Origin of the sequence: Streptomyces dioscori (assembly GCF_003024195.1) — a bacterium.
Classification (GTDB): domain Bacteria; phylum Actinomycetota; class Actinomycetes; order Streptomycetales; family Streptomycetaceae; genus Streptomyces; species Streptomyces dioscori.
Genome location: NZ_KZ679040.1, coordinates 256,996 through 275,983 on the forward strand (window position 1 = coordinate 256,996; position 18,988 = coordinate 275,983).

An 18,988-nucleotide genomic window follows, 5' to 3' on the forward strand; every position below is an offset into this window, starting at 1 on the left:
AGGACGCTCCAGATGTCTGGAGGTTCACGATGGGTTCACTGCGACTCGCTCTCTGTGCCGGTGCGGCGGCTGCCGCCGCACTCGCCCCCATGGCGTACGCCCCCTCTGTGTCCGCGGCCGACGGAGGTGTCCGGGTGACCCCGGGGTCACCGGCTCCCGGCGGCGACATCCGGCTGCGGGTCCAGGGGTGCACCGGGATGACCGGCACCGCCGCGTCCCCGGCGTTCGTCGCCGACGCGCGGCTCGCCGGGGCCCAGGGGGACCTCACCGGCGAGACCCGCGTCCGCTCGACGCTCGACCCCGGCACGTACGACATCAAGGTCACCTGCGACGGCTTCGAGCACAAGCTCAAGGGCACGTTCACCGTCGCCGACAAGAAGCAGCGCGAGAAGCAGGAACAGAAGGAGAAGCAGGAGCGGGAGGAGAAGCAGAGGCGGCAGCAGAAGCAGCCGGACGGCTCGGCAGCCGCTTCGCCCGCCGCCCCCGCGTCCCCCGTCGCCCCCGTGCACGCGGGCGGTGGCGGTACCTCACGGCTCGCCGCCGCCGAGGCAAGGTCGGACGGGCCCGGTACCCGGCACGCGGTCGTCGGTCTCGTGCTGGCCGGGGTCGCCGCCGTCGCCGTGGCCGTCAGCAGCGCCCGGCGGGGCCGCCGCCGTACGGACTGAGGGGCCATGTCACCACGCACGCACACGGAACAACGGGACCGCACGGCGGGACGCGGCCGGCTCCTGATGGGGGTCGCCTGGGCGCTGCTGCTGCTCGGACTGTGGCTGTGGGGCCGCGAGGTCACCGACGTACGGCAGGGCATCTCCTCGCCGACCACCGGTGACGTGGCGGCGGTCGGCCGCCCGCTCGGCGTCGAACTGCCGCCCGCGGTCCGGCCCCTGGGCAACGCGCGCCCCCAGCGCGTGGACGTCCCCGCACTGGGCGTACGGGCACCCGTGGTGAGCCGCGGCCTCGACCCGGGCGGGGCGGTCGATCCGCCGCCGTACGGGCAGCCGGGGACGGTCGGCTGGTACGAGGACGGGGTACGGCCCGGGGCGGCCGGGACCGCGCTGCTCGTCGGGCACGTGGACACCGAGACCCGGCCCGCGGTCTTCTACCACCTCAGCGAGATACGGCCCGGCGCGGCGGTCCGGGTGGTCCGGGACGACGGCACGGTCGCCGAGTTCACCGTCGAGGACGTACAGGTCTTCGCCCGCGACCGCTTCGACGCCCGGAAGGTGTACGGGGTCCGGCAGACCGGGCGCGCCGAGCTGCGGCTCATCACGTGCGGCGGCTCCTTCGACCGCGGCACCCGCACCTACACGGCGAACGTGGTCGTCTCCGCGTACCTCAGCGGGACCCGGCACGGATGAGCGTCAGCACCTGGCCCGGTCGACGACCCGCTCCCCCCGGAGCCGTCGACCGGGCTGGTCCTCGACCGTGCGCGCACGGGCTGCGGGAGTAACCCGGCGACCGGCACGGGAGGTTCAGGGTCCCATCCGCGAACGGGCGGATGCCCGGACAGCCGGGGGCCGGGGCCGTCTGGGACGACTCTAGAACGGATGAGCGTTCCGGCCTAGGGTCTGAATGACGCCAAGTCCCAGCGCGGTGGCACTGCGTTATCCGCGCAGGTGGCCGTGGTGTCCGGGCAGGTCCGCCAGGCTCCGCGACCGCCCGGTCGTCCAGCGCTGTAACAGCTGGCCGCCAAGGCGTGACTGTGCCCGTGGGCGGCCCGACACGTATGTCAGGATTGGTACTTCGGACGGTGCACCCGAGGGGGAGTTTTTCGATGTACGGGAGCAGGGGGGCCGGGGCAAGGGCGTCCGTGGCGGTGGCCGGAGCTGTGCTGCTGCTCGCAGGATGTTCGTCCTCGGACGACGGCGGCGACAAGGACACGTCGGGCGCCAGGATGAGCCAGCAGCCCAAGGAGAAGGACCCGTTCTGGGTCAACCCGGACGGGAACGCGGCCGAACAGGTCGCCACCTATGTGAAGGACGGCAAGGACGAGGACGCCGAACTGATCCGCAGGATCGCCGAGCAGCCCACCGGTGAGTGGCTGACCCCGGAGAACGCCGAGCAGGAGGCGCGCGGCTTCACCGAGGCCGCCGCGAAGGCCGACCGGGACGCGCTGCTCGTGGTCTACAACATCCCGCACCGCGACTGCGGCCAGTTCTCCAGCGGCGGCGCCGCCGACGGCAACGCGTACCGGACCTTCATCGACCAGGTCGCCAAGGGCATCGGCGACCGGGCGACCACGGTGATCCTGGAGCCGGACGCGGTGCTGCACATGGTGGACGGCTGCACCCCGGACGAGTTCCACGAGGAGCGCTACGACCTGCTCCGCGGCGCGGTGGAGAAGTTCAAGTCCCTGAAGAACACCAAGGTCTACCTGGACGCAGGCAACGCGGGCTGGGGCAAGCCCGACGACATCGCCGAGCCGCTGAAACTGGCGGGCGTCGAGACCGCCGACGGATTCGCGGTCAACGTCTCCAACTTCTACAAGACGCCCGACAGCACGAAGTACGGCAAGGAACTGTCGTCGAAGGTCGGCAACAAGCCGTTCGTGATCGACACCAGCCGCAACGGCAACGGCCCCTACACGGACGGCGACCCGGAGGAGAACTGGTGCAACCCGCCCGGACGCGCACTGGGCGAGACACCCACCACGGACACCGGTGACGACCTCGTCGACGCCTATGTGTGGGTCAAGCGGCCCGGCGAGTCCGACGGCACCTGCAAGGGCGGCCCGAAGGCGGGCCAGTGGTGGCCGGAGTACGCGCTGAAGCTCGCGAAGGCGAGCAAGCAGTGACTGCTTGTAGATGATTCTCACGGTTCGTACGTGACTGGGGGCGCCCTCCGCATGAGGAGGGCGCCCCCAGTCACGTACGAACCGGGTCCGTCAGGGGATCTTCACCCACTGGGCCTTGCTCGGGGTGCCCTGGTCGTCCGTCACGAACAGCATGTACCAGCCGGACTCGACCAGGTTGCGGCTCTTGGGGACGGTGACCTCGATGCCGTTCTTCGTCTTCTCGAAGTCCAGCGCGATCGACCGCTGGTCGACGTCGGTGACGTGCGTCGAGGCGCTCGGCCGGATCAGCCGGGCCGACTTGATCGACGAGGAGTGCTTCGACGTGAACGCCGCCGTCCCGCCGCGCTCGACGGTCTTCGGACCGCCGGAGAGCGTCGGCCGCGACCCCTGGAAGAGGTACGGCGGCGTGTAGATCTCCACGCGCTGCTCGAACTTGCCCGGCTTCGTGTTGGCCTTGTCGGCGTAGAGCGAGTCCGAGCCGAAGAACATCACGCGGCCGTCGGGCAGCAGGATCGAGCCCGAGTGGTAGTTGCGGCCCACCAGCGGGTCGGCGACCCGCTTGAACTCGTTGGTCTTCGAGTCGTACATCCGCGCCTGGAGGATGTTGGTGTCGCCGCGCCCGCGGTAGTCCTCCGAGCCGCCCGAGACCAGCACGTCGTCGTCCGGGAGGATCGAGTACTGCGGGTAGCGCGTGCCCTTCTCCATCTCGGGGCCGTCGACGAACTTCGGGTTGTCGGCCAGCAGGTCGATGATGCGGGTCTTCTTGCTGGACAGCTTGGACTCGCCGACCCCGCCGCCGCCGATCACCATGTACTTCTCGTCCTGCGCGGGCGGCAGCAGGACCGTGCCCGCGGTCTCCAGGAGCTTCGGGTCGGACATGCCCTTGAGCTTCTTGAACTTGTTCGTCTCCAGGTCCCAGACGCCCGGGTCACGCCCGACGTCGTCGGGTCCGTAGCCCGCGTTCGCGCCCGAGTAGAACAGCTTGCCGTTCTGCATGAGCGAGATCGCCGGGTAGGTCGGGAACTGGCGGACGCCGTCGGTGTACGTCCACTTCTTGGTCTTCGGGTCGTACACCTCGTTCTTGCCAGGCACCAGCTGGCCGATCTCGTCCAGGCCGGAGAGGCTGAGGATCTTGCCGTCCGAGAGCGTGGTGAGCGTCGGGTACCAGCGCGCCTCGTTCATCGGGTCGACCTTGATGTACTTCTCGGCGACCGGGTCGAACTCGTAGGCGTCCTTGATGCCCTGGAAGTCCTTCTTGTCCAGGGCGAGCTTCTGCGCGATGCCGTACGTGTTGCGGGCGTCGGCGCCCGAGAGGCCCTGCACGCGGTAGTTGTCCTGCGTGCCCGTCGCGTACTTGGTGCCGCTCTTCTGCGCCTCGACGTAGATCCGGCCGAGGCCCGGTTCGTTGCGCAGGAACCTGCCGGTCGCCTTGTCGAAGACCTTCTTGGCGCGCTCGACGACGACCGGGTCCTTCGACACGAAGGTCTTGCCGTTCTCCTTGCCCGAGAAGCGGGTGCCCGCGGGCAGGGTGATCGGCTCGTCCGGGTTCTCGTTGTGGACGACCATCAGGCCGCCCGCCTTGGTGATGTCGCCCTTGAGCTTCTCGTAGCGCTTGGTGCCGCCGGCGATCAGCAGATTGCCGTTGGGCAGCTGGGTGTGGCCCGTGCAGAACAGGTCGGCCGGCGTCGGGACCTTCTTGATCGTCTTCTTGACCGGGTCCCAGATGCGGGTGTCGAACTTCTTCGCGTCGAAGTTGTCCTGGTTGTTTCCCGAACCGGCGATGAGCAGGATCTTGCCGGTGTGCAGCAGCGCGGCGTGAATGGTGTTCAGCCGGTACTTCTCGGGGAACTCGACGATGTCCCACTTGCCGTTCTCGGCCTTGTACTCAGGTCTGTTGATCTTGTACTCGTGGTACTGCTCCGACCCGAAGCGGTAGAGCGCGGGTCCGTTCATCCCGGCCAGCGCAAGCACCACCGCCGCACCTATCGCGATGCGGCGGGCACGGCGGCGGCTGGAACCGTCTTTCACTTCATTTCCCGTCTAACTCGACTGACTTGGCCGGCGCGGACCGGGCCCCCTGCCCGGTCCGGCCTCTGGGGTGGATACGCGGCGCGGTGGCCGCGCCTCTCATTCCCCGGACGAACGGTGCCGGCCCCCGAGGGAGATCTGCACGGTCTGGTCGTTGCCCCCGCCCGACGCCCAGCTCGGCTTGTGCTGGGGTGCGTGCTGCGGCGGGTGCTGCTGCCCGTGCGGGGCCGCGTGCGCGGGCACCTGGGACTGCTGCGGCTGGAGGGGGATCCGGCTGTCGTACACGGGTGCCGGGGCGGCCGGGGGCTCCTGGGGGGAACCGTGCCGGTGCTTTCTCCCCTTCTTGTCCTGCCGCATCATCCAGCGCCAGGCGAACATCGGCGAGGCCGTGATGAGCAGCGCGAACGTCGCCCAGATGATCATCGCCGGGTGGGCATGACCGTAGACGAAGCCCGCGGTGATCGAACCGCTGAAGATCGCGATGAAGTACCAGTGGTACCGGAACGTGCCGAACCAGGTGTCCGGGCTCGCGGAGTCGCCCTTCGGGGTCACCACGAACTTGCTCTTGCGGCGCAGCATCGAGTCGATGAGAGCCTTCGCGTACAGCGGCGCCGACAGCGCGGACATGATCATGCCCGCCACACCGCCGGAGCCCTCGGGCTCGTGCGGCGAGACGTTGTGGCGGCGGTTCCAGACGTAGAGGCCGATCTGCAGCGCCGAGGCGTTGCCGTAGAGCATCAGCCAGATCGCCGGGTCGATGTTCACACCCGAGGCGCCGAGACCCAGGAACAGGGCGCAGCTCAGCGCGGCCAGGATCCAGTTGAGCGCCGACATCGGGTAGAAGATGATCATCATCGTGTAGTTGAAGAACTTGCTCGGCGGCAGCGAGTAGGCGCCCTTCCAGTACTGCTTGAGGATCGTCTCGTACGTACCCCGTGACCAGCGCATCTGCTGGGTGAAGAAGTCCGTCCAGGCGTTCGGGCCCTCACCGACCGCGAGGACGTCCGGGGTGTAGACCGAGCGCCACTTCTTGCCCGTCACCGGGTTCTTGTGGCGGTGGATCTCGAAGCCGGTCGCCATGTCCTCGGTGATCGAGTCGTACAGGCCGCCGATCTGCTTCAGCGCCTTGATGCGCACGGCGTTCGACGTGCCCACGAACATCGGCGAGCCGTACGCGTTGCCCGCGCGCTGGATCAGCGCGTGGAACAGGAACTGCTGCGACTCGGCGGCCTTGGTGATCGGGTTGTCGTAGTTGCCGTAGACCTGCGGGCCGATCACGAAGCCGATGTTCGGGTCGCGGAAGAAGCCCAGCATCCGCTCCAGGTAGTTCGGCAGCGGTACGTGGTCGGTGTCGACGCTGGCGAAGAAGTCGTAGTGGTCACCGTGCGCGTCGAGCCAGGCGTTGTAGTTGCCGTGCTTGGTCTTGGCGCGGTGCGGGCCCTTCTTCTGGTTCCACTTCGCGACGCCCTTGCGGGAGAAGTGGTGCACACCGAGGCGCTCGCAGACCGCCTTCACCTCGGGGTCGTCGCCCTCGTCGAGCAGCCAGACATGCATGAGGCCGCGGTGCCGGATCCGCACCGCGGCTTCCAGGGTCTTCGTCACCATCTCCAGCGGCTCCTTGCCGGGCACGAAGGAGGTGAGGAAGGCCACTCTGGTGCCGGTCTCGGGCACCACCGGGATCGGGTCGCGGGCGACCAGCGTGGCGTGCGCGTTCGACAACACGTTCATGCAGCGGAACAGCTCGATCAGACCGATCGAGACGAGCATCACCATGTCGAGCGCGGGCAGGAAGTCGTACGCGGGATAGTCCCGTTCGGTCCAGTGCGTGGGCTGCAGCAGCCAGGCCAGCAGCACGAGCGAGAGGAGCGGGGCCGCGCCCAGCATCAGGGCGGCGCGCAGCCGGTGCGGCTCCTGCGAGAGCAGCGTGCGGTACTGCACCTTGTACGGCTTGGTCGGGTCCGGCTGTGTGAGAGGACCCGCGAGCCGGCTGTAGTGCTCGTAGTCGTATCTCGGCAGGTTCTTCTTGATTCTGCGGAAAGTGCCGGTCCGCGTCTGTGACGGCACCCTCAGCTGGGTGGTCTCGGACGGGTCGGAGTTCTGCCGGGCGCCCGTCGGCGTCGACGTCATGAGTCATCCCCCCACACGCGAGTTTCCACGTGCTCGTTGTTCCCTTCGCCGGCCGGTCCCCCTGAACCCGCACAGGCGTATCAACAGCAGGCCCCCGTCACCACATCATCCACACACCTTATAGACATGGCTGAGCGGCCTTCCGGTTGCATGATGCCCCCCTCGACATCCGTTCATTGACAGGGCCCCAATCCCCGCCTTCGTACGCAACCGCTTTCATGCCCCCAACTGCTCTGTAACCGCAGCCTCTTGTTGCCCAGGGTTCTATGCGGTTCGTCATGATCGCAAGATGCGAAACACGGTGTTTACCGGTCATACGCGCTCATTGGGGAGCCTGCTGGTCTCGTTCGGTACCGTTGCTGTCAACCGCGTACGGATGTTGCCGAAGTGTTCTCTTATCGCGTCCTCGGCCCGCCCCGAGTCACCCGAGCGCACCGCGTCGAGAATCTCCCGGTGCTGCCGGCAGGTGACCTTCGGATCCTGCGGAAGCTCCACGAGGTCCGTGCGTACGCGGTGGAAGGCGTCCCAGAACGCCTCCAGCAGTTCACTCAGCAGAAGGTTGCCCAGACCCCGGTAGAGAGTGGCGTGAAACGCGCGGTCGGTCTCGGCGAGACCCGCTCCGGCGGTGGCCTCCGCCTCCATGCGCGCGACCAGTGCGTCCAGAACGGCCAGATCGTCCGGCGGGACGTTGCCCGCCACGCGCGAGACCAGGCCGGTCTCCACGGCCTCGCGCAGCTGCAGGAGCTGCAGGAGGCTGTCCTCGCCGCGGTAGTGCCCGGCGACCGTGCGGAAGGCCAGGCCCTCGATCATCGGTGCCATGGACATCGGTCCGACGTAGGTGCCGAAGCCGTGCCGGATCTCCACGATGCCCATCGCCTGGAGGGCCTTGAGGGCCTCGCGCACGGAGTTACGGCTGGCGCCGAGCAGCTCCATGAGGTCGGGCTCGGTCGGCAGTACGGCGCCCGAGGGCAGCCGACGGTCGATGATGAGCTTCTTGATCTGCTCCTGGAGGTCGCGCGCCATGGCGAGAGGGTAGCGGGCCGTAAGGGTTCGGCCATACGCGAAGAGACTCCCCGCTTGTTGCGGGGAGCCTCTTCGTTGCTTCTTGTACGTCTTCTTGTACGTCTTCTTGCTTCTTGTGCGCCGCCAGGGACTCGAACCCCGGACCCGCTGATTAAGAGTCAGCTGCTCTAACCAACTGAGCTAGCGGCGCGGGTGGCTGTCGCCGACGAGAACTCTACCGGACCTTCGCGGGGCGGTTGACCGGGGGATTTCGGCTGCGGGTCCGGTGGGGGCGGGCCGCGCAGTTCCCCGCGCCCCTGAAGGGCGGGGCTGCGCCCCTGCCCGCCTAGGGGCGCGGGGAACTGCGCGAGCAACCCCCACCGGACCCGCAGCCGAAATCGAAGCCACCCGCCGGAGGAAGTCGTACATCATTCGGACCGTCAACATGCGGTCCATGCGACACGTTGCGAAACTTACGGACGTGCAGACGCGCGGAAATCTTCAACAGGACGACGACGGGAAAAGCATGCCCGCTCCGGCATTCGAGGAATTCGATCCCGAGAGCGACTGCGACTGCCCCGGATGTACCCACTGGCGGCGCGTACTGCCGCATTCCAGAACCGGCGGCCACGGCGGCCACCCGGCGGCCCACGCCCCGGCGCACGCCCTCGCCCGGGCTGGACGGACCCCCGTGGCGCTGGCCCTGGCGGCAGCCACCGGCACGGTGCTCGGCGCGGCCGGCGTCACCCCCGCCGTGGCCGCCGCACACGCCCCACAGCGGCCCGGCGCCCCCGCGGCCGACGACCCCGGCACACCGCAGGGCGGCGCGGCCCCGCTGCACGGCCCCTCGGGTGTGCCGGCCAGGATCAAGGCGCCGCAGACCACCCGGGCCGAGATCATCAACCGGGCCAGGCAGTGGGTCGTCGCGCAGGTGCCGTACAACATGGGCGCGTACTGGTCCGACGGCTACCGCCAGGACTGTTCCGGCTTCGTCTCGATGGCCTGGAACCTCGGCGGCAACGAATGGACGGGCAGCCTCGACACGTACGGCGTCAGGGTCTCCAAGGGGGATCTCCAGCCGGGCGACATGCTGCTCTTCCACAATCCGTCCGACCCCGAGAAAGGGTCCCACGTCGTGATTTTCGGCGGCTGGACGGATTACACGCAGAGCCATTACATCGCGTACGAGCTGGCGCGTCCGCACGCCCGCAGGCAGGCCACTCCTTACGCCTACTGGAGCAATTCGGCCCGCTATCTCGCGTATCGCTACAAGGGGCTCAAGCCGGAGCCGGGCAAGGGCGGCACGGGGGCCGGTACCGGTACGCCCGTCACCTCTCCGGCCGGGGCCGGCTATCCCGGCGCCGCCTCCTTCGGGCCCGGTGCGAACAACGCGTACGTCACCCGGCTGGGACGGATGCTCGTCGCGCGGGGCGCGGGGAGTTTCTACGCCTCGGGTCCCGGGCCGCGCTGGTCGGACGCCGACCGGCGGGCGACCCGGGCGTTCCAGCAGGCGCAGGGCTGGACCGGGGCCGACGCGGACGGGCTGCCGGGGCCGACGACCTGGTCGTACCTGGTGAACGGGAAGGGCCGGGACGTCCGGCCCGCGAGCGCCGGCAGCCCAGGAACCCCCGCGAAGCCACCGGCCGGCGGTGTCGCCTCGCACGGCGTGCCCGGCTATCCCGGACGGGCGAAGTTCCGGCCCGGCGCGGACAACGACCACGTCACCCGGCTGGGGAGGCAACTGGTGAAGAAGGGGTTCGGCACGTACTACACGCGAGGCCCGGGACCGCGCTGGGGTGAGGGCGACCGGCGCAACGTCGAGGCGTTCCAGCGCGCGCAGGGGTGGCGCGGCGGGGCGGCGGACGGCTACCCGGGGCCGGAGACCTGGCGACGGCTCTTCGCCGAAGCCCCTTAGGGCGGTTGTCGCACTAGGGCGGTTGTTCCACGGCACGGCGGTTCTTCCTGGCGCGGAGGCACGGAGGCACGTATGAGTACGACGACCACTTCACACTCGCCCGAGTCCGAGGGGCCGCCGGAGGCGGTCGACCGGGACAGCGGCGGCCGGGACACCGGTGGACGTGGCACCGGGGGACGCGACACCGGCGGTCGGGAGGCGGGTGGCCGCGGGGCGCGGGTCATCCACAACGAGGCGACCACCGAGATCCCGGTCCATCTGCTCTTCCGCGACGAACCCGAACCGGTGTCCGTGGCGCTGGCGCCCGCGGTGGTGAGCCGTCGGCGGGGTACGGGCGAGCAGCCGCGGATCGCGCGGCGCCCGCCCGCCCCGCTGCGGCCGAGGCCCACGCCGGAGGTCGACCCCGATCTCGTCGAGCGGCCCGCGCGGGTGCTGCCGGGCCTGGCCGGAGTGCTGGCGGGCGCCGTCGGTACGACCGGCTGCGTCCTGGCGTCCTGGTGGGCGGGTGTCCTGCCGCCGCTCGCCGTGGACGCGCTGGGCCTGCCCGCGCACACCGGCGCCGGGCTCGGCGGACCGCAGTGGGCGGCGCTCGCGGGAAGCGGGGCGCTCGCGCTGTTCGGGTTCGGCGGGCTGGCGCGCGGCCGTACCGGACGGGCCTGGGTGCTGGGCCTCTTCGGCCGCTACCGGGGCACGGTCCGGCGTACCGGGCTGATGTGGGTGAACCCGCTGGTGCTGCGCCGCCGGATCGACGTACGGCTGCGGCACTGGCGGAGCGAGGCGATTCCCGCGGTCGACGCGAACGGGGTCGCGCTGCGGGTCGTCGTGCTCGTCGTCTGGCGGGTGCGGGACACCGCCCGTGCCGCGCTCGGCGTCGAGGACCACGAGCTGTATCTGCGCGAGTGCGTGGAGGCGGCGCTCGCCCGGGTGCTCGCGCAGCTGCCGGCCGATCTGTCACCGAACTCGCCCTACGGGCCCGACACCTCGGGCGCGGCGGACTTGGCGACCCTGCGCAACACGGAGGCCGTCAGCGACTCGCTGACCCGGCTGGTGGCGGCGGAGGCGGCGGCGGCCGGCCTCCAGGTGTACTCGGCGCAGCCGCTCGGGGTGGAGTACGCGCCCGAGATCGCCGCCGTGATGCAGCGCCGCCGGATCGCGGCCCTGGACGCCCGGCACCGCGACAAGGTCCTCACCTCCGTCGTCGACTCCGTCGAGGACACGGTGACCCGGCTGACCCTGCGCGGTCTCGTCGAGCTGGACGACTACGAGCGCAAGGCCCTGGTGAAGGACCTGACGGTGGCGTTCTATACGGGGCATGGAGATCGATGACCCCCGCACCCCCCTCCCCGCCGCCGGCCCCGGAGTCTCCGCCGCCGACCCCGAAGGCTCCGCCGGCGGCCCCCGCGACCTCACCGGCCCGCACACCCCCGCCCGTCCCCACACCCTCGACGGCCTCGCCGCGGACGCCTGGAACCTGACCGAGGACACCCCGCGGGCCGTGCTGGGCCTGGCGGGGCCGCCCGGCGCCGGCAAGTCCACCTTCGCCCGCGCCCTGGTCGCACACCTCGGTGAGGGCGCCGCCTATCTGCCGCTCGACGGCTTCCATCTCTCCAACGCCCAGCTGGAACGCCTCGGCCTGACCGCCCGCAAGGGCTCCGAGCCGAGCTTCGACGTGTGGGGATACGTCGATCTGCTGCGCCGGGTCCTCGACGAGACCGTCCGCGACATCTACGTACCGGACTACGACCGCACGCTCCACGAGCCCGTCGCCGCGCGGCACCTGGTGCCCGGGGCCGCCCGGCTCGTCGTCACCGAGGGGAACTACCTCGCCTGCGATCTGCCGGGATGGCGGGACGCGTATGTGCTCATGGGGGAGTGCTGGTACGTGGAGGCGCCGGGGGGCGTGCGGCACGAGAGGCTGGTGGAGCGGCAGTTGGCGGGTGGGAGGGACGAGGCGCAGGCGCGGGACTGGGTGGCCACCAACGACGATCCGAACGGGCAGCTGGTGGAGAAGTCGCGGGACCGGTGCCACCGGGTCGTATCCACGATCGGCCTCCCTGTCGGCCTGCCCGGCGGCGACCTCCCCGGCGGCCTCCCCGGCGGTCCCTCCGGCGGTCCCTTGGGAATTGGTATGGACCCATCCCGCTTTTGACGTGGACTTGATATGGACACAGCCAAGTCCTGGCAATAATCTGGTACTTGGTCTAGACCTGAATCATCGCTTTACGCATCGCGATGCGCACGCACGGCTCACGGAACTTCCCCCACGTTCTCCAGGAGCGGCAGCATGCGAGAGACACCCCCACCCCGTAAGCGGCTGAAGTGGTACGCCGCCGCCGTCGGACTCGCCACCACCGGAGCGATCGTCCTTTCCAGCGGCGGTGCCACCGGCCACGGCTACACCGATCTCCCCGTCAGCCGGCAGAAGCTCTGCCAGAACGGCGGCGTGGCCAACTGCGGTGCCATCCAGTGGGAGCCGCAGAGCGTCGAGGGCCCCAAGGGCTTCCCGGCGGGCGGGCCCTCGGACGGCCAGATCTGTTCCGCGAACCACACGAACTTCGGCGCGCTCGACAAGGCGACGACGCCCTCGGGCGGTGCCTGGCCGACGACGAAGGTCAGCGGCGGGCAGAGCTACACCTTCCGCTGGCAGTTCACGGCACGGCACTCGACGACCGACTTCAAGTACTACATCACCAAGAACGGCTGGAACCAGAACGCTCCGCTGACCCGGTCCGCGCTGGACACCACCCCGTTCCTCACCGTCCCCTACAGCGGTCAGCCCCCGGCGACGCTCTCGCACAGCGGCGCCCTGCCGTCGGGCCGGAGCGGACACCACGTGATCCTCGCGGTGTGGACGATCGCCGACACGGGGAACGCGTTCTACGCCTGCTCGGACGTCACCTTCTGAGCGACCGGCCCGCCACCCCCCACGGGTAGGTTCCACGCACGTCGGCATGGAGTGACGGCGTGCGTGGAGCTGTACCGCCCCTGTCCCTCCCCATCTGACGCTCCGTCAATTATGGTGCGCCCCCATGGGAGCCAGGAGCGTGGGCACAGGCACGCGTACCGTTGCCGAACTCGTACAGGAGCGGTGGGACGACCACCGGCCGGGGCTGTGGTGCGAGGGACGGGCACTGACACACCACGAGGTGGCCGCGGGTGCGGCGGCGCGCGCCGCGCTGTTCGCCGAACTGCTGTCGCCCCGGGCGGAACCGCACATCGGCGTGCTGCTCGACAACACCCCCGAGTTCCCGCTCTGGCTGGGCGCCGCGGCCCTCGCCGGCGCGGCCGTCGCGGGGATCAACCCCACCCGCCGCGGCCCCGAACTCGCCCGCGACATCCTGCACACCGAATGCCGCGTCCTCATCACCGAGCGGACCCACCTCCCGCTCCTCGACGGCCTCGAACTCCCGGGCGTACGCGTCCTGGTGACCGACACCCAGGCGTACGAGGACCTGCTCGCGCCGTACGCGGACGCGCGACCCGAGCCGGGACCGGCGACCCCGCGCAGCCGCTACCTCCTCTACTTCACCTCCGGCTCGACCGGTGCCCCCAAGGCGGCGATCTGCTCGCAGGGGCGGCTCGCGGCGGCCGGGCGGTCGCTGGCCGGTCACTTCGGGGTGCGCGCGGACGACGTGCACTACGTCTGCATGCCGATGTTCCACGGCAACGCGGTGATCGCCGACTGGGCACCCGCCCTCACGGCCGGCGCGGGCGTGGCCCTGCGGCGCCGCTTCTCCGCCTCTGCCTTCCTGCCGGACGTACGGGCCTACGGAGCCACGTACTTCACCTATGTGGGACGCGCCGTCCAGTACATCCTGCAGACCCCGGCCCGAGCCGACGACCGCGACAACCCGCTGCGCACGGGCTTCGGGACGGAGGCGGGGGCGGTGGACGCGGCGGCCTTCGAGGAGCGGTTCGGGGTGCGCCTGGTGGAGGGCTACGGGTCGTCGGAGGGCGGGGCGGCGATCCAGTGGTCGCCCGGGACGCCGAAGGGCGCGACCGGACGGGCGGCACCCGGCGACGACCTCGCGGTGCTGGATCCGCTGACCCGCGCCGAGTGCCCCGCCGCGGTCTTCGGCCCCGACGGGCTGCTCCTCAACGGGCACGAGGCGATAGGAGAGCTGGTGAACCGCGGCCCCAACCCCTTCGAGGGCTACTGGCGCAACCCGGCGGCGGACGCGGCCCGGGGCAGGGGCGGCTGGTACTGGACCGGCGACCTCTTCTACCGGGACGCCGACGGGTTCCTGTACTTCGCGGGCCGCACCGACGACAGGCTCCGCGTCGACAGCGAGAACCTGGCCGCCGCCGTCATCGAGAACATCCTCGCCCGCTACGAGGGCGCGGACGCCGTGGCCGTGTACGCCGTCCCCGACCCGGTGGCCGGCGACCAGGTCATGGCCGCCGTGGCCGGCACCTTCGACCCGCTCGCCTTCGAGGCCTTCCTGGACGCCCAGCCGGACCTGGGCACCAAGATGGCGCCCCGCTTCGTACGGGTCCTCGACCGTATGCCGGTCACCGCCACCAACAAGATCCACCGGGCCCGGCTGCGCCGCGAGGGCTTCCGGTGCGCGGACCCGGTGTGGTGGCGGCCGGTGGGGGAAGCGGGGTGCGCCGGGTACCGGCCGCTGAGCGGGGCCGACGTCGAGGGGCTGGTGGAGCGGTACCGGGCGCGGGGGCGTGAGGAGCTGCTGCTGAGGTGAGGCGGGGCGTAGGCGGGCATGGGCCGGTGCGGGCAACGCAGAAGGCCCCCGCTCTCGCGGAGGCCCTCTGCTGTGTTGCTCTGGTGCGCCGCCAGGGACTCGAACCCCGGACCCGCTGATTAAGAGTCAGCTGCTCTAACCAACTGAGCTAGCGGCGCGTGACTCTCGCCGACCGCTTTCGCGGCTGGCGACAGGGAAAATACTACCCGGTCCTCAGGGGTGCTCCGGACCACCTGAAGGGCGCGGGGTGGACCGCCGGCGGATGCCGTGATGTCGGCGGACGGCCTGCTCAGATGGCCAGCGAGAGGAGTACCGGCGCCGCGCCCCGGTTCAGGGTGTCGGCGGCCTCGCGCAGCCGGTGGGCGTGCTCCACCGGGAGGGAGAGGGCGAGGCAGCCCACCGCAGAACCGGCCGTGATGGGGACCGCCGCGCAGACCGTGCCGATCGCGTACTCCTGGAGGTCGAGCACGGGCACCGTGGGCGCCTGGGCGTCGAGCCGGGACAGCAGGACCCGCTCGTTCGTGATGGTGCGCGAGGTGAGCCGGGCCATCCGGTGGCGGGAGAGGTGGTCGCGCCGGCCGTTGAGGTCGAGCTGGCCGAGCAGGCTCTTGCCGATGGCGCTGGCGTGCGCCGCGGACCGGAAGTCCACCCATTCGTTGACCGCAGGGGTGGCCGGGCCCTCCGCGCACTGGGTGACGTGGATCTCACCGTCCACGTACCGGCTCATGTAGACGGCGGCGCCGACCGAGTCGCGCAGCCGGTCGAGGGTGCGCTGGAGCTGGACGCGCAGTGCCTCGTCCCGCTCGCGCGCGGAACCCAGCCGGCCGAAGGCCTCCCCGGTCACGTACGCCCCGTCCGCGAGCTGCTCCACGTACCCCTCGCGGCGCAGCATGCGCAGCAGGGCGGTGAGGCGCTCGGTGCCAAGGCCGGTGTGCCGGGCGAGTTCGATGTCGGTGATGCCGGTGGTGTGCCGTGCCACGGTCTCCAGGACGCGCAGGGCGTCCTGGGCCGAGTGGTACGGCGCGGTCGACTCGCGCTTCAGCGCCACGGTGATCCCCCTGCGCTTTTCGGCCCGGCGCGCGGGCCGACGTCACGCGCATCGACCCGCACATCAACGCAGCCCGGACGGCCGGGCCCCCTCCACGATAGCCGTCGGGCCGGGGGCGTGGAGGGGCTGTTGGCGGGATTGATGGCGTGATCCGATCCCCTCAACAGTGGCTCACCCGTACAGCATATGCCGGCGGCTTGAGCCGGTGCCCCGGCCTCTCCGGCCGGGGCGGGCGATCACAGCACCGCGCCGAGGAACTCCCTGGTCCTGTCGTGTTCCGGGTCACCGAAGATCTTCTCCGGCGGCCCCGACTCCAGGACTCGCCCGGAGTCGAACATCAGTACCTGGTCGGAGATGTCCCGGGCGAAGCTCATCTCGTGGGTCACGCACAGCATCGTGATGTCGGTGCTGCGGGCGATGTCCCGCAGCACGTCGAGGACGCCCACGACCAGCTCGGGGTCGAGCGCGGACGTCACCTCGTCGAGGAGCAGCACCTGCGGCCGCATGGCGAGCGCCCGCGCGATCGCGACACGCTGCTGCTGCCCGCCGGAGAGCTGGCTCGGGTACTTGTCGATGTGCTCGGCCAGACCCACCATGTCGAGCAGCTCGCGGGCCCGCTCCTCGGCCGCGTCCTTGGACATGCCGAGCACGGTGACCGGCGCCTCGGTGATGTTGCGCAGCACCTTCATGTTGGGGAAGAGGTTGAACTGCTGGAAGACCATCCCGATGTTCTTGCGGACCTCGCGGATGTGCTTCTCACCGGCCGGGACCAGCTTGCCGTTCTTCTCCTCGTGGGTGAGGTAGTCGCCGCCCACCTTGATCGTGCCCTCGTCGGGCTTGAGCAGGGTCATCAGCAGCCGCAGGATCGTCGTCTTGCCGGACCCGGACGGGCCGATCAACGTGACGTGCTTGCCGGACGCGACCGAGAAGTCGAGGTCGTCGAGGACCGTGTTGTCGCCGAAGCGCTTGGTGACCTTGTCGAACCGGATCAGCTCGCTGCCGTCCACGGCCGGGTTGGCGGCGGAGTCTTCTGTCAGGGGGGTGTCAGCGGACAAGACGTCGCTCCAGGGCTCGCATGAGGAGGGAAGCCGGATAGGAAATGAGGATGAAGGCCACACCGATGACCGTCAGCGGCTCGGTGAACTGGAAGTTCTGCTGGGAGAACAGCCGCGCCTCACCGAGCATGTCGAGGACGGTGATCGCCATCAGCAGCGGCGTGTCCTTGAGCATCGAGATGACGTAGTTGCCCAGCGCGGGCACCACCCGGCGGATCGCCTGCGGCAGGATCACCGCGGTCCACGTCCGGGTCAGGGGCAGGTTCAGTGCCGTGGCCGCTTCCCATTGGCCGGCCGGCACGCCCTCGATACCGGCCCGGTAGACCTGCATCGTGTACGTCGAGTAGTGCAGCCCGATGGCGACGACACCGGTGGTCATCGCGGAGAACGTGATGTTCCACTCGGGCAGCACGTAGAAGAGGAAGAACAGCTGCACCAGCAGCGGGGTGTTGCGGATGAACTCCGTGACGACCCCGACCGGCCAGCGCACCCAGCGGGTCGGCGTGCGCATCAGCAGCGCCCACACGAGCCCGAGGGCGAAGGAGATCAGCGAGCCGAGCACCAGGGCCTGCAGGGTGACCAGCAGTCCGTCCCAGAAGTGCGGCATGAAGTCGCCGACGGCACTCCAGTCCCATGTCATACGGCACCTCCGCCCACTCCGGTGGTCTCCGGGCGGTGCAGCTCTGCCTGGGTCACACCCTTCTCAGGAACCTCTCCGACTCCGGCCTTGAGCCGCTTCTCCAGTCCGCGCATGAGCCGTGTGAGCACGAAGGCGATCACGAAGTAGATCAGCAGGATGTACGTGTAGATCTCCGCGCTCTGCTGCAGCGCGAGCCGCACGAGGTTCCCGCTGAAGGCCAGGTCGCCCATGCCCATCACGGACACCAGGGCGGTGCCCTTGAGCAGCTCGATCAGCAGGTTGGAGAAGGACGGGATCATCTCCGGCACGGCCTGCGGCAGCATGATCAGCCGCAGTCGCTGCCAGGGCGTGAAGCTGAGCGCGATACCGCCCTCGACCTGCGCCTTGTCGACGGAGTTCAGGGCGCCGCGCACGATCTCGGAGCCGTACGCCCCGTACGTCAGACCCAGCGCGAGGGTGCCCGCCCACATCGGGACCAGCTGCCAGCCGAAGGCGATCGGCAGCACGAAGAACACCCAGAAGATCATGATCAGTGCCGAGGTGCCGCGGAACACCTCGGTGTAGAAGCCCGCGAGGAAGCGGACGATCCACAGCCGGTGGACGCGCGCGATGCCCACCACGAAGGAGACGGCCCCGGCCAGCAGCGCGCTGAACACCAGCAGCTGGACGGTGACCCAGATCCCCTTGAGTACGAGTTCCCAGAGTCCCGATGTCATCCGCCGCACAACTCCTTCGCGGTCAAATCGGTCATCTCGTTCTTCGTGAAGCCGAAGGGCCGCAGGATACGCAGCAGCTCACCGCTGTCCTTCATCTTCTTCAGCTCCACGTTGAAGGCGTCCCGCAGCCTCGTCTCCGTCGGACGGAACGCGAAGCCGCCGCCGTCCGTGTGCGGCTTGCCGTCCACGAGTGGCGCGAACGGTTCGGTCGACTCCACCTTGCCGGACTTCTTGACGACCTCCCGGGTGGTCAGCGCCGTCCCCGCGAAGACGTCGACACGGCCCGCCTCGACGGCGTTCATGCCCGCGACCTGGTCCTGGACGATCAGGATGTCGCTCTCCTTGTACCCGGCCTCGACCGCGTACTGGATCTCCGCGTAACCCGTTCCGGTCGCGAACTTCGCCCCCGACTTCACGACGTCCTTGTAGTCGCGCAGGTTCTTCGGGTTGCCCTTGCGGACGATGAAGGCGTCGAGCATCTGGTAGTCGGGGTCGGAGAAGATCACCTGGGCGCAGCGCTCGGCGTTGATGTACATCCCCGCGGCGACCACGTCGAACTGCTGGGACTTCAGACCGGGAATGAGCGAGCCGAACTCCGTCGGCACGGGCTGTACGCGGTCCACCCCCAGCCGCTTGAAGATGACCCTCGCGAGTTCCGGGGCCTCACCCGTGAGCTCGCCGTCCTTGTCGATGTAACCGAAGGGGATCTCGCCGGCGATACCGAGGCGGACGACGCCCTGCGCCTTCAGCCGGTCCAGGAGGTCACCGCCGTTCTCGCCCGACGCGGTGGCCACCCGGCTGCAGCCGGCGGCACCGAGCGCGCCGAACGCGCCGAGTGCCGTGACACCCGCCAGCAGTGACCGGCGGCTCGGGCCGCGGTTTCCGACGTCCGGCGAAGCTTCCTTCGAGTCGTTCCCAATTGGTGGAGCCATGGGCGCGCGGCTACCCCATGCGATGCAAATT

The 18,988-nt window shown here is 69.9% G+C and carries 16 protein-coding genes and 2 tRNA genes; 8 read left to right on the forward strand and 10 right to left on the reverse strand.

Annotated elements, in window-relative coordinates:
- Positions 1–29 precede the first annotated feature (29 nt).
- The 3 genes from C6Y14_RS09120 to C6Y14_RS09130 all read left to right on the forward strand — a co-directional run bounded on the left by C6Y14_RS09120 (position 30) and on the right by C6Y14_RS09130 (position 2,794).
- Positions 30–665, forward strand: a complete 636-nt coding sequence (locus tag C6Y14_RS09120) for a hypothetical protein (RefSeq protein WP_107016033.1) — start codon at positions 30–32, stop codon at positions 663–665.
- A 6-nt stretch (positions 666–671) separates the two neighbouring features.
- Positions 672–1,358: a class F sortase gene (locus C6Y14_RS09125; protein WP_107016034.1), complete on the forward strand. Its 687-nt coding sequence runs from the start codon at positions 672–674 to the stop codon at positions 1,356–1,358.
- A 416-nt stretch (positions 1,359–1,774) separates the two neighbouring features.
- Positions 1,775–2,794 (forward strand): glycoside hydrolase family 6 protein, encoded by a 1,020-nt coding sequence (locus C6Y14_RS09130; protein ID WP_107016035.1) that lies wholly within the window; start codon positions 1,775–1,777, stop codon positions 2,792–2,794.
- Positions 2,795–2,884: 90 nt separating this feature from the next.
- Here C6Y14_RS09130 and C6Y14_RS09135 read toward each other — a convergent pair whose 3' ends face one another.
- The 4 genes from C6Y14_RS09135 to C6Y14_RS09150 form a co-directional block, all read right to left on the reverse strand.
- Positions 2,885–4,822, reverse strand: a complete 1,938-nt coding sequence (locus tag C6Y14_RS09135) for a radical copper oxidase GlxA (RefSeq protein ID WP_107016036.1) — start codon at positions 4,820–4,822, stop codon at positions 2,885–2,887.
- A 99-nt stretch (positions 4,823–4,921) separates the two neighbouring features.
- Complete coding sequence (locus C6Y14_RS09140; protein ID WP_107016037.1) at positions 4,922–6,949, reverse strand: glycosyltransferase family 2 protein; 2,028 nt, start codon at positions 6,947–6,949, stop codon at positions 4,922–4,924.
- A 312-nt stretch (positions 6,950–7,261) separates the two neighbouring features.
- On the reverse strand, positions 7,262–7,972 hold the full coding sequence (locus C6Y14_RS09145) for a FadR/GntR family transcriptional regulator (RefSeq protein WP_107016038.1): 711 nt from the start codon (positions 7,970–7,972) through the stop codon (positions 7,262–7,264).
- Between the two features lie 116 nt (positions 7,973–8,088).
- A tRNA-Lys gene (locus C6Y14_RS09150) sits at positions 8,089–8,162 on the reverse strand.
- A 315-nt stretch (positions 8,163–8,477) separates the two neighbouring features.
- Here C6Y14_RS09150 and C6Y14_RS09155 point away from each other — a divergent pair.
- The 5 genes from C6Y14_RS09155 (at position 8,478) to C6Y14_RS09175 (ending at position 14,566) form a co-directional block, all read left to right on the forward strand.
- Entirely contained in the window at positions 8,478–9,866 is a 1,389-nt protein-coding gene (locus C6Y14_RS09155) for a peptidoglycan-binding protein (RefSeq protein WP_107016039.1), read from the forward strand.
- 72 nt (positions 9,867–9,938) lie between these two features.
- Positions 9,939–11,192 (forward strand): SPFH domain-containing protein, encoded by a 1,254-nt coding sequence (locus C6Y14_RS09160; protein ID WP_107016040.1) that lies wholly within the window; start codon positions 9,939–9,941, stop codon positions 11,190–11,192.
- Entirely contained in the window at positions 11,179–12,015 is an 837-nt protein-coding gene (locus tag C6Y14_RS09165; protein ID WP_199854681.1) for a nucleoside/nucleotide kinase family protein, read from the forward strand. Before C6Y14_RS09160 ends, C6Y14_RS09165 begins: the two co-directional genes overlap by 14 nt.
- A 135-nt stretch (positions 12,016–12,150) precedes the next feature.
- Positions 12,151–12,771 (forward strand): lytic polysaccharide monooxygenase auxiliary activity family 9 protein, encoded by a 621-nt coding sequence (locus C6Y14_RS09170; RefSeq protein ID WP_107016041.1) that lies wholly within the window; start codon positions 12,151–12,153, stop codon positions 12,769–12,771.
- A gap of 124 nt (positions 12,772–12,895) precedes the next feature.
- Positions 12,896–14,566 carry a long-chain-fatty-acid--CoA ligase gene (locus C6Y14_RS09175; RefSeq protein ID WP_107016042.1) on the forward strand — a complete coding sequence of 557 codons (1,671 nt, stop codon included), beginning with the start codon at positions 12,896–12,898 and terminating at the stop codon, positions 14,564–14,566.
- A gap of 81 nt (positions 14,567–14,647) precedes the next feature.
- Here the strand turns inward: C6Y14_RS09175 and C6Y14_RS09180 are convergent.
- From C6Y14_RS09180 to ehuB, 6 genes are all read right to left on the reverse strand, one after another.
- Positions 14,648–14,724: transfer RNA gene (locus tag C6Y14_RS09180), tRNA-Lys, on the reverse strand.
- Between the two features lie 131 nt (positions 14,725–14,855).
- The gene (locus C6Y14_RS09185) at positions 14,856–15,614 is read right to left on the reverse strand and encodes an IclR family transcriptional regulator (protein WP_107016043.1); all 759 of its coding nucleotides are present in this window, start codon (positions 15,612–15,614) and stop codon (positions 14,856–14,858) included.
- A 236-nt stretch (positions 15,615–15,850) separates the two neighbouring features.
- On the reverse strand, positions 15,851–16,669 hold the full coding sequence (gene ehuA, locus C6Y14_RS09190) for an ectoine/hydroxyectoine ABC transporter ATP-binding protein EhuA (RefSeq protein ID WP_107016044.1): 819 nt from the start codon (positions 16,667–16,669) through the stop codon (positions 15,851–15,853).
- Positions 16,659–17,309: an ectoine/hydroxyectoine ABC transporter permease subunit EhuD gene (gene ehuD / locus C6Y14_RS09195; protein WP_107016045.1), complete on the reverse strand. Its 651-nt coding sequence runs from the start codon at positions 17,307–17,309 to the stop codon at positions 16,659–16,661. The genes ehuA and ehuD overlap by 11 nt, the downstream gene beginning before the upstream one ends.
- A complete protein-coding gene (gene ehuC / locus C6Y14_RS09200; RefSeq protein ID WP_107016046.1) occupies positions 17,306–18,025 on the reverse strand; it encodes an ectoine/hydroxyectoine ABC transporter permease subunit EhuC in 720 nt (239 codons plus the stop codon). Before ehuC ends, ehuD begins: the two co-directional genes overlap by 4 nt.
- A complete protein-coding gene (gene ehuB / locus C6Y14_RS09205) occupies positions 18,022–18,957 on the reverse strand; it encodes an ectoine/hydroxyectoine ABC transporter substrate-binding protein EhuB (RefSeq protein ID WP_107016047.1) in 936 nt (311 codons plus the stop codon). Before ehuB ends, ehuC begins: the two co-directional genes overlap by 4 nt.
- Between the last annotated feature and the right edge of the window lie 31 nt (positions 18,958–18,988).